The sequence below is a fragment of the Helicobacter cinaedi CCUG 18818 = ATCC BAA-847 genome (genome assembly GCF_000155475.1).
GTDB lineage: Bacteria > Campylobacterota > Campylobacteria > Campylobacterales > Helicobacteraceae > Helicobacter_C > Helicobacter_C cinaedi.
Genome location: NZ_DS990391.1, coordinates 292,273 through 303,094, shown reverse-complemented (window position 1 = coordinate 303,094; position 10,822 = coordinate 292,273). Strand labels below are relative to the sequence as shown.

At 35.7% G+C, this 10,822-nt stretch carries 9 protein-coding genes and 1 pseudogene; 7 read left to right on the top strand and 3 right to left on the bottom strand.

Annotated features, from left to right (window positions below):
* From HCCG_RS01670 to HCCG_RS01640, 6 genes and pseudogenes are all read left to right on the top strand, one after another.
* A partial coding sequence (locus HCCG_RS01670; protein WP_230197825.1) for a hypothetical protein occupies positions 1 to 1,732 on the top strand: 1,732 nt, incomplete at its 5' end.
* 203 nt (positions 1,733 to 1,935) lie between these two features.
* Positions 1,936 to 2,762: pseudogene (locus HCCG_RS01660) on the top strand (DNA-methyltransferase).
* Positions 2,752 to 3,516 carry a DNA-methyltransferase gene (locus HCCG_RS01655; RefSeq protein ID WP_015453804.1) on the top strand — a complete coding sequence of 255 codons (765 nt, stop codon included), beginning with the start codon at positions 2,752 to 2,754 and terminating at the stop codon, positions 3,514 to 3,516. The pseudogene HCCG_RS01660 and the gene HCCG_RS01655 overlap by 11 nt, the downstream one beginning before the upstream one ends.
* A complete protein-coding gene (locus HCCG_RS01650; protein ID WP_015453803.1) occupies positions 3,516 to 4,757 on the top strand; it encodes a hypothetical protein in 1,242 nt (413 codons plus the stop codon). Before HCCG_RS01655 ends, HCCG_RS01650 begins: the two co-directional genes overlap by 1 nt.
* 203 nt (positions 4,758 to 4,960) lie before the next feature.
* Entirely contained in the window at positions 4,961 to 5,863 is a 903-nt protein-coding gene (locus tag HCCG_RS01645; protein ID WP_002955635.1) for an SPFH domain-containing protein, read from the top strand.
* A 104-nt stretch (positions 5,864 to 5,967) separates the two neighbouring features.
* The gene (locus HCCG_RS01640; protein ID WP_014667256.1) at positions 5,968 to 6,441 is read left to right on the top strand and encodes an NfeD family protein; all 474 of its coding nucleotides are present in this window, start codon (positions 5,968 to 5,970) and stop codon (positions 6,439 to 6,441) included.
* A gap of 3 nt (positions 6,442 to 6,444) precedes the next feature.
* Here HCCG_RS01640 and glmS read toward each other — a convergent pair whose 3' ends face one another.
* From glmS to HCCG_RS01625, 3 genes are all read right to left on the bottom strand, one after another.
* Entirely contained in the window at positions 6,445 to 8,241 is a 1,797-nt protein-coding gene (gene glmS, locus HCCG_RS01635) for a glutamine--fructose-6-phosphate transaminase (isomerizing) (protein WP_002955633.1), read from the bottom strand.
* Positions 8,242 to 8,643: 402 nt separating this feature from the next.
* Complete coding sequence (locus HCCG_RS01630; RefSeq protein ID WP_002955632.1) at positions 8,644 to 9,132, bottom strand: hypothetical protein; 489 nt, start codon at positions 9,130 to 9,132, stop codon at positions 8,644 to 8,646.
* Positions 9,119 to 9,457: a hypothetical protein gene (locus HCCG_RS01625; protein WP_002955631.1), complete on the bottom strand. Its 339-nt coding sequence runs from the start codon at positions 9,455 to 9,457 to the stop codon at positions 9,119 to 9,121. The genes HCCG_RS01630 and HCCG_RS01625 overlap by 14 nt, the downstream gene beginning before the upstream one ends.
* A gap of 220 nt (positions 9,458 to 9,677) precedes the next feature.
* Here HCCG_RS01625 and HCCG_RS01620 point away from each other — a divergent pair, with 220 nt between their 5' ends.
* A complete protein-coding gene (locus tag HCCG_RS01620; RefSeq protein ID WP_002955628.1) occupies positions 9,678 to 10,646 on the top strand; it encodes a phospholipase A in 969 nt (322 codons plus the stop codon).
* Positions 10,647 to 10,822 lie beyond the last annotated feature (176 nt).

The window sequence follows — 10,822 nt, the reverse complement described above, 5'->3', positions numbered from 1 at the left end:
AATTATGGAAATACGCGTCTATGCAGAATGTTTGGAGCAAGGATTGGATTTTAAGGAATATTTACACAACATAAATTCTAGTTTTAATATTAAAAACATTTATCCAACAAAAGCTAGGGGCAATATTACAACAAAAGATTCTATTTTACAAAAAATTACTAAGCTTAAAGATTTTGATGTAATCATTACTATTGTTTCACACAATCAAGAAACCCCTATTTTATTAGTAGAATACTCAACTGCTGTGCCAACAGATGATCACAAAATGCAAAGAAGTGATGTATATTTTTATTCCAGCCTTTTTAAAATACCTGTTTTAAAGATTAGCCCACATTCAAAAGGTTTGTCCAATAATCACGGTGGTGGAGATAAAATCACACTTATAAGAGAACAAAATCTCACGCTAAAAATCAACGCTCTTGTGTATTTTATAGAGTGGGAAAGTGAAAATGATTTGTTGCTTACCAACCCTAAACGCAACTCTTGCATTCGCTACAATACTAAAATAGAAAATATACTTAAAAACATCTTATCAAAACATTTAAATTCCACTGCTTTAAATTTTTACGATGAGTTGCTTAGTGAAAATATGCAGTATTTTGATGAAAAGCATTTGGCGGAGCTAAAAGCCTCTTTTTCAAATTCTACAAGATTTCAAAAAGAAAACGAAAAACTTATTGTAAAAATTAATCGTTTTGGACACGCAATGGATCCTGATAGGGGAATTTTATTTTTTGTTAATGCTCTTTTTGAAGGTGAAAATATCATTACTAAAATTATTATAAAAAGAGAAAGGCAAAGTGGCAAGGAAAGCTACGACTCTCTTTTTGATGGTTTATCTACCCCTATACAAGATAAACTTCAAAAATTAATCAAACAGGATTTTAATGCAGACATTGCGTTAGAAGTTTTTAAAACAGCTACAAACATTAATGTTTTATGCAAAAAGAAAAATTCAAATCACTTTGAAATAGAGGATAACGACTTGAAAGATTTTTTAGAAAATTACAACAGTATTACTTATAAATCTATTTTTATAAACTCTAGTTGCTTAAGGTTATGCGACACTTATAGCAATATAATATGTGAATTATCTTGGAATGCAAATGTTGCAAAAGAATATTTATTGAGTCTAAAAGGTGGTATAAACAATGCAACAACTTTATATCCACTCACAATGCAAAATGCAAAAGAAGATATTATAACTTTTGCCAGTGTAGTTCTATTGCAGAAAATTGGAGCTAAAACTCTTAGCGTGAGTTATCCGGGAGCACAGGGTGATAAGGCTATACTTATAGGCAATGGTAGGCAGACAAAGAGAATTTATGTTGATATTATCGCCCATAAAGATTCTAAAAAATGTTTTGTTTTATTGCAAGAAAATAAAGAAAAGAAAAACGATTTAAGACAAGATGAGAAAAAACTTTTAGATATTAAGGACAATCATTTTGATTCATTGCAGGAATTGTTTCATAAAATCCATACTTCTTACATAGAAAAAGATTCTTTATATTTAGGGCTTGGCTCAAAATTTAAGTTAGATTCTATATCACCATTTTTTAGTGTTGATTATATCTTTGCTTTTGAGATTTACTCTTGCGATAAATACACAAATATACTATGGAATGTAGCTATCATCAATCTTGATTTAATACATCTTTTTAAACCACTTTTAAATGCTGAAAATAAACTTCAAGGAATGATTAGTCTTGATTTGATTTATAAGGCTTAGGAAATATCATTTTAACTTTATAGAATCTTTTATCAAAGCCCTCCAAAAAGAGTGCATAAAAAGCGTGGTGCTGTGGCAAGAGAAAGAGAGAGAAGCTTGTAAAAATGTGGTAAAATGCGATTATAAAACAAACAAAGCTAAATAAAGTCAATAAGGAAATATCCCACTAAATGAACAAAATCTTTTATAAATCTAGTCAAAATATGTGTGAAGTGAGTGAATGCAGTGTGGATTTAATCATCACAAGTCCGCCGTATTTTAATATCAAAGACTACTCAAAAGATGGCTATCAAAATGTAAAACACTCTGCAGTTGCGGGGGGGGGGATTTAGGCAGTCTTACAGATTACAAAACCTACATTCAAGAGCTTTTAAAAGTATGGCGTGAATGTGAGCGGGTGCTAAAGCCAAATGGCAAACTCTGCATTAATGTGCCTTTAATGCCGATATTTAAAAGAGACTTAAACACGCATTATAATCGCCATATTTTTGACTTACAAAGTGATATACAACATAGCATTTTAGAATCTACTCCTCTCTTTTTACTTGATTTATATATTTGGAATCGCACCAATACGACTAAAAAATTGATGTTTGGAAGCTACCCTTACCCACGCAATTTTTACGCGCAAAATACAAGCGAATTCATCACGATTTATGTCAAAGATGGTAAGCCACAGAACACGCCACAAGAGCTAAAAGAGCAAAGCAAGCTTAGCCAAAAAGAATGGGTGCAATTTACCAAGCAAATCTGGGATATACCTATACCAAATAAAGCAGATTCTGCCTTTGGCAAACACGCTGCTATTATGCCCGAAATAATTCCTTACCGCCTTATTAAACTTTACTCTTTTATAGGGGATATTGTGCTAGACCCTTTTGCTGGGAGTGGGACAACGCTAAAAGTGGCAAAGGAGCTAGGGCGGAATTTCATAGGCTATGAGATTTATCCGCATTATAAAAGCGTGATTGAGGAAAAGCTTGGGGAGAGTGGCTTATTTGCAATGCAAGGGCAGGGTAATGCTCAATAAAATTTATATACAAGATTGCTTTAGCTTTTTAGAATCTTTGGCAGATTCTAGCATTGATTTAGCCATAATTGACCCACCTTATAATCTAAAAATAGCATCTTGGGATAGTTTTAAAAGTGAAAAAGAATTTTTAGCATTTAGCTATAAATGGATAGATTTATTATTGCCAAAAATGAAAAAAAATGGGAGTTTTTATATCTTTAATACCCCTTATCATTGTGCGTTATTTTTGCATTACTTACAAGAAAAAGCTGTGTTTCAAAACTTCATCACTTGGTATAAAAAAGACGGCTTAAGCTATACAAAAAAACGCTTTGTAAATAACCAAGAATCTATTTTATTTTACACAATGGATTCTAAAAGCTATTGTTTTAATCCAGAATCTATCCGTGTGCCTTATGAATCAACAAGTCGCATAGAACACGCTAAAAAAAATGGAATCCTAAAAAATGGCAAAAGGTGGTATCCAAACGAAAATGGCAAACTCTGCCCTGATGTATGGGAAATCGCTAGTCAAAGACACAAGCAAAAAGTAAATGGCAAAACGCAAAAGCTCCATCACCCAACCATAAAGCCAAAAGAGATGATTGAGCGAATGATAAAGGCGAGTTCTAAAAAGGGGGATTTAGTGCTAGATTTATTTAGCGGAAGTGGAATGACAAGCCTAGTAGCAAGGGATTTAGAGAGAAATTTTATCGGCTGTGAAGCGAGTATTGAATATGTGGATTCTAGCTTAAATATAAAGGAGTGCTAATGGATAAAGTTTTACAAGAGATTTTACAAATAGATTCTAGTAGAGAATGTATAAAATTTCTAGTAAAACGAGTGCAAAGTGATAATTATAGAGGGTTGCAAATCTCACAACATAATCGCTATACGCAAAAAGAAATTCTAGTGATTTTACAAGAGATTTACGAGCTTTGTGGGGATACATTATTGCAAATCCGCACAAGTGATTTAAGCAAACGACCCTATAATATTGAAGGTGAAGAAAAATATGCTGAGCTTACAACAAAAATCTCTTCAAAACTTGGGCGATGCACACAAGATTCTTTGCGTAAAAATATCTTTGTAGATTTACATAGAATGGGGCTTATTGATAGATTTAACGCTAAAAAGAAACAATTAAATCCATTTGATAATGGCACGAAAAAATATATTGCTCTTACAGATTTTGGCATAGAGTTTTTACAAAGCACAGATATTTTCACACACAATTTACTTTTTACAAGGGCTTTAGAAAATCTTATGCAAGGTTTTGGCGAAGAGATTTTGCATATTATTTTAGAATTAAAGAGTAATTCTTTGACACTCTATGAAGTATTATTTTTTGTAACTTTTCTATATCAAAAACTAGATTCTAAAACCTATAATCGTAGCGATATTATCTCGCTCATTAGAGATTATAGAACTTTAAGTAAATTTCAAAAACAAGCTTTGCTTGAGAAAGTAAAAGATTATTGTGAGCCTAAAAATTTTAGCGGTGATAAAACACAAAAGAGAGATTTTCATAACTTTTTAAACGAAACACAACAGATTCTAAGTCTTTTAACACAAATGGCATATTTTGAATACAACAAAAATGATTCTAAGCTTTATATTCGCACAGGAACTTATGGAATCTATGAAGACAATACCAAGCTTAAACGCTCCATTAAAGAAAAAGATTTATATTTTGAAAAGCACAATATCACAAAGGAAAAGGGCTTTGAACTTCATCATATTGTGCCTTTGTGTTTGGCTGCAAGTAGAGCTGAATTTCAAATCATTGATAAATGGGAAAATATGGTTTATATAGACGCTTTTTCACACGCAAAAATCACACAAAATAACAATGCAAATATGCGATTAAGCTTTGAAAATAATAATGCAAATTTTAGTGATTTTAATGATTGTGTCGTGCATTGTGAAAACAACATCAATATAAAATATGACACAGAAAAACAAGAACTTATGCTGGATTATAATAAACGCATTTTAGATTCTAAAGTGTAGGCTATATGTAGATAGATAAAGTTACTAAAAATATGTGTTTAAGTGCTTGTTTTAGACTCTAAAATATCAATTCAACTTTATAGAATCTTTTATTAATGACACCTAAAGAGAGCGTATAAACTTTAATCAAATACAATCACAAAATAAGCCTAGTTTAATAATCTCATTTATAATATCGTTATAAATGCAACAAAGGAGATTTTATGCTTATTTTTACTGGTGTGGTGTTGGTCTTATGTGTGGCGGTGCTAGCTTTTGGGATAAAGATTATCTCACAAACAGATATTGCCATTGTGGAACGGCTGGGGAGATTCCATAGGGTGCTTGATGGCGGGTTTCACTTCATTATCCCCATAATTGATAGGCTAAGTGCGGTGGTGAGTGCTAGGGAGCAGATGATAGACATTGGGCGGCAGCAGGTGATTACCAAAGATAATGTCAATATTAACATTGATGGGATTGTGTTTTTGAAAGTCTTTGACGCAAAATCCGCGGTATATAGTGTCAATGACTATAAACAAGCCATCGCAAACCTTGCTACCACGACACTTCGCGGTGAGATAGGGCGGATAAATTTAGATGACTCCCTCTCATCTCGCGATAGGCTTAATGCCGCTTTGCAAGTGGCTTTGGGCGATGCGGCAAATAATTGGGGGGTGAAAATTATGCGTGTGGAGATTAGCGAAATCTCTGTGCCAAAAGATATAGAAAATGCGATGAATCTGCAGATGAAGGCAGAGAGAGAAAAACGCGCCATTGAGCTAAAAGCACAGGCGGAAAAAGAAGCGCTAATCCGCAACGCTGAAGCCCTAAAGCAAGAAAAGGTTTTGCAAGCTGAAGCCATTGAGCGTATGGCAGATGCTAAAAAATATGAGCAAATCGCCCTAGCACAAGGACAGAGCGATGCAATGGAGCTTATCGCTAATCAAATGAGTAAAAACGCACAAGCAGCGGAGTTTTTGCTGACAAAGGAGCGGATTGTAGCTTTCACAGAGTTAAGCAAGAATCCAAGCAAGGATAAGGTGATTATCCCCTATGAGACGAGTGAATTTATCGGTGGGCTTAGTGTGATAGGTGAGTTTCTAGGCAAGGGTAAAAAGGCGTAGAATCTGGCTTTGTGGATTCTAGGATTTGCTTGTGAGTGTCAAATCTTAGAATCCAAATCCCTTATGGGAGTTTTCTAAAAACAATGCAAATATAAGGAAGTGAGATGTCGGCACTTATGCTTTTGGGGTTGGGGCTTGGCTGTATCGTGGCGGAGATATTTTTTGGCTCATTTTTCTTGCTTTTCATCGGTTTAGGGCTATGTATCACAGCTGGGATTGAAGCATTTGTTGGCTTTGGCAACATCATAGGTGGAAGTGTGGAGAGCGTGTATGCGTGGCAGGCGGTAAGCATTTGTGCTTTTGCTTTTCTTACACTTATTTTGCTAAGAAAGCCCATAAAATCGTGGTTTAAAGGCTCGAAAGTCTATGAAGATTCTCTGCAAAATGGTGGCGGTGTAGGTGAGATTCAGCAGGGAATGGTGTATTTCAAAGGCACATTATGGGCGTATGAAAAAGCCCTTACATTAGATTCTAATGGATTAGAATCTGGCACATTAGAATCTAATACGCCACTAAAAGAGGGCGATAGGGTGCAGGTGTTAGAGATTAGAGATAATAAGGCGATTATCAAGGCTTGAGTTTTATTCCACCGTTACACTTTTTGCTAGATTCCTTGGCATATCTACATCATTGCCTAACCGAATAGCAACTTCAAGGGCAAAGATTTGCAGTACCACCATCATAGAGAAAAACTCCTCCATATAGCTTTGACAAGGCTGGACAAGTAGCATATCATCAACACCTTGAATCTGCTCTGTGCTTACCGCACAAATAGTCGCATCACGCGCACTCAGCTCTTCTACATTGCTTTTAATCTTATCAAAAAGCAAATGCTTAGGCATAAGCGCTAGGGTAAAAAGCTCCGCATCAGCTAGTGCGATTGGTCCGTGCTTCATTTCACCACTTGGGTAGCCCTCCGCGTGAAGATAGCTAATCTCTTTAAGTTTCAATGCCCCTTCCAACGCCAAAGGATAGAAAATATCTCGCCCAATAAAGAAAAAGCCGTGTCCGTGCAAATACCGCTTTGAAAGGCGTTTGATATGCTCGTGCATCGCAGAATCTACCTTTGTAGCCTTAGCAGATTCTACCATTTGTGCGATATGGGTTTTTAGCTCATCTTGCTTGATGTGTCCGCGGAGTTTGCCAACATACACACTTAGAATCCATAGTAACATCATCTGCGTAGCAAAGGCTTTTGTGCTAGCCACGCCTTTTTCAATCCCAGCACGAGTAAGCAAGGATACGCTAGATTCACGCACGATAGAGCTATTATCCACATTGCAAATAGCTAGACTTTTTAAGCCATTTTTCTTAGCAAGTTTTAAGGCTTCAAGCGTGTCGGCAGTCTCGCCACTTTGGGAAATAACGATAAAAAGCTCATTTTTATCCATAACAGGCTTAGCATAGCGAAACTCACTTGCAATCAGCACATTTGTCTTAATTTTAGCTAGTCGCTCAAAAAGATACTTTGCACTTAGCCCTGCGTGATAGCTCGTCCCACAGGCACAAATGCTAATGCTTTGTATATCATCAAAAAAGCCAGATTCTATTTCACTAAGCGTAATATCCCCTTCACTCACACGCCCCATCATTGTCTCTAGCAAAACTTTGTGTTGCTCATAGATTTCTTTTTCCATAAAGTAGCGGAAGCCCTCTTTTTGAGCATAACCTTTGCTGCTATCAAGCTTTTTTGGGTTTTTAAGCTGTGAAAAAGAGCCAAGCTTCATCACCCCCATATCCCCATCATTAAGATATACCACACTATCCACAAAGCCAATGAGTGGTGCATCAGAGCTTGCAAAGTAAATCTCATCTTCTTGTGAGGCACTTTTGCCGATGATGAGCGGAGAGCCATTTTTAGCATAAAAGATAGAATCTGGAGCAAGTTTTGTGATAAGCAAAATGGCAAAAGCCCCCTTAAGCTCGGCTATTGTGGAAGTAAAGGCAGTGTAGCAATCTTGCGTATTTTTAAGCTTTTCTTCAAATAAATGCACGATGACTTCAGTATCTGTTTGAGAGATAAAGCTATGCCCCTTGCTTTCAAGCATAGTCTTTAACTCTTGATAGTTTTCAATAATCCCATTATGCACGACATTACTAAAATCAGCGATATGTGGGTGGGCGTTTGCTTCAGTGGGTTTGCCGTGTGTCGCCCAACGCGTATGTCCAATGCTTACACCAAAGCCCTGAAAGCTAAAGTCTCTGCATTTAGATTCTAGATTTTCTAGCTTCCCCACAGTCTTGAAAGTTTGCAGCTCATCAAGGCTTAGCACGGCTATCCCCGCACTATCATATCCTCGATACTCTAGCTCTTTTAAGCCATTTAATAGAATCTGCTTTTTCTCATCTCTGCCAATGTAGCCCACAATCCCACACATAAAAACTCCTTACTAAGAACTAAACTAGGATTTTAGCATTTTTTTGCAGCATAGCCATTTTATTTCATCTCTCAAATATAGCATAGTATGATGGATTTATCGTTAATGTGGCAATAAAAATGAAAAGTCATAAAACCTTAAGACAAGCAAACAAGGGAATTTGAAGTTAAGAAAAGTGAGATATAATAGCGATAGGGGTTGCCTCAAGGGGCGACCATCCCCTTGAAGTGTAACCTACTTCTTTATAAAGGAGGTTACTATGGATAAGATTTTGACAGAAATCTTAGTTGCCATTATACTACTATGTTTTATAGTAGTCAAGTGCTACTAAGATTTAGATTATCCAATACTCACGCTTGACTAAGGGGCGTGAGTAAGTCTTATCCAGCCCCTACTTAGATTCTAAAACTTATAATTGTAAGCAAAGATAATTGAGCCTTTAGGTGTAGAGGCGTATTGAAATGTTGAAGTTCCTCTAGTTGAGCCATAATCAACATCTACCTTTCCGCCATCATCATATCCATAGCCCGAGCGATAGCGGTATTTTAACTCAAACTGATGATTGACATTATAGAAGTAGTGGATTCCTATACTTGAAGTCCAGCTAGATGAAGTATAACCTTTAAAGTTTATATCATTCCCATTTGATGTAATATTTTGCCCCATAAAACTTCCAAACTCATATCCTGTGCCTATGTTTAAACCAAAAGTATGCGTTTGACTTGCAATAAAGTCATAAAGATATTCTGCTTCAAGTCCATAATGGATAGCTTGTGAGTTTTGATTGCCTTTTTCATTGCCAAGCGATATTTTAGCATTATAATTTGCATAGCCTACATAACCTCTAAACTTGAATCCTGCATTATCCCAAGGATACTCATTGATACCCAAAGCCTAGATTGATAGGTAGGGCAAAGGTTGTGTTTGTTAGAAGTGGGAATGCAGGATTATTTGTTTGATTGACATAATTTGTAACACTAGGACTATATCCAAGCTCTGCTCCTACAAACCACCCTGTCAATTCACTTGCTAATCCATCTTGTGAGCTAGATGAGCTACCACTACCTTTTTTAAGATTTTGATTTTTCTTTTGTAATTCTAAAAGCTCATTTTCCTTTTTAAGCTTTGCAATTTCAGAATCTATATCATCTGCTATTGCTAAACTTGCTAAACTGTCTATAAGACTTAATGCCACTAATGCTTTTGAAACTTTCATTTTTTCTCCTTATGTCGTATTTTATGAAAGATTTAAGTATGGTGTTTTTTTTGACAAGCTTAAATAAAGCTATTTTATTCTGTGGGACAAACTTTATTGACATAGTTTTGTTAAGTCAAATACTACTTTTTGTGTATTGCCTCGTGTATGTTAAAATTATTGATACATTTTACATCATTTGATAAAACTTTAAACTTTAAGGTGCTAGGGATAAGTAGAGATGAGAAAAAATATAATATGGCGAGTTGTGTGTTGTGCTTTTACTATGTGTTGTGTTGTATGGGCAGATGAAAGTCAAACGCATACACAAAATGCGGAGAATGAAAATCCCGCAGATAAATCCTTAGAGCTTTTATCCCAAGATTCACAAAACAAACAGCAAGATGATAAAAAAGCAGAATCTCATAACACATCAAATGCGGTTTCTACAATCACTGAAGATTCTAATTTTTCAAGCCATTATCTAGCCCTTTATCGTCATAAATCAGTGTATATTTTGCCTTTTTATCATAGTTTTAGTGACCCTGCTGTGGGGAATAATGACACGGAGACGAAGTTTCAATTTAGCTTTAAAATGCCTGTGATAAAAGGGCATTTTTCACCTTATGGGAGCTTGTATTTTGCCTATACGCAAACTGCGTGGTTTCAAAACTACAACAAGGAAGATTCTCGCCCATTCCGCGATATTGACTATCAGCCCGAGCTGTTTTATAGCTATGAAGCCCCCATCGCCTTTTTGGGTGGGGCGATTAAGGATATATCATTTGGTTACAATCACACTTCTAATGGCGAAAGGGCGTTGCGTTCTCGCACACAAAATCGCCTTTTGCTCCGTGTGTTGTGGGAATACGATACTGCAAACAAAGGCACTTTTGGCATAAGGCTTGGAGCGTGGGCGTATATTGGGACAAATTTTGAGGGCTTTATCCACGATAATCGCGATTTGCCCCTGTATCGTGGATACAATGACTTACATTTGTATTACAAAACAAATAAGCATCTTTTGGAATTGTATATGCGTCCGCCTGTGGCATTGCGATATTATCCTTATGTAGAGCTTGGCTATACTCTCCGTATTTCTAAGAATATGGGAATCTATTGTCAATATGTCAATGGCTATGGCGATAATCTCTTTGAATATAAAATGCACTCACATCGTTTGGGGCTAGGATTCCGTTTGTGGAATTAGGCTTAAAAATATTTCATTTTTCAAAAAATTAAAATTACATATTGTATTTGTTACTTTTTGTATCTCTGCTGAAAATGCCTTTTATTAGGGCGATTTACAAGATGAGATTCTAAATCTACGCAAAATAATCTACAAAAAATTAAAATTACATATTGTATTTAAAAATTTTATGCAAA

What these genes read in the sequence shown, in the direction of transcription:
- HCCG_RS01655 (WP_015453804.1), top strand. Translation starts at nt 2,752, where the DNA reads ATGCTCAATAAAATTTATATACAAGATTGCTTTAGCTTTTTAGAATCT.
- HCCG_RS01650 (WP_015453803.1), top strand. Translation starts at nt 3,516, where the DNA reads ATGGATAAAGTTTTACAAGAGATTTTACAAATAGATTCTAGTAGAGAA.
- HCCG_RS01645 (WP_002955635.1), top strand. Translation starts at nt 4,961, where the DNA reads ATGCTTATTTTTACTGGTGTGGTGTTGGTCTTATGTGTGGCGGTGCTA.
- HCCG_RS01640 (WP_014667256.1), top strand. Translation starts at nt 5,968, where the DNA reads ATGTCGGCACTTATGCTTTTGGGGTTGGGGCTTGGCTGTATCGTGGCG.
- glmS (WP_002955633.1), bottom strand. Translation starts at nt 8,241, where the DNA reads ATGTGTGGGATTGTGGGCTACATTGGCAGAGATGAGAAAAAGCAGATT.
- HCCG_RS01625 (WP_002955631.1), bottom strand. Translation starts at nt 9,457, where the DNA reads ATGAAAGTTTCAAAAGCATTAGTGGCATTAAGTCTTATAGACAGTTTA.
- HCCG_RS01620 (WP_002955628.1), top strand. Translation starts at nt 9,678, where the DNA reads ATGAGAAAAAATATAATATGGCGAGTTGTGTGTTGTGCTTTTACTATG.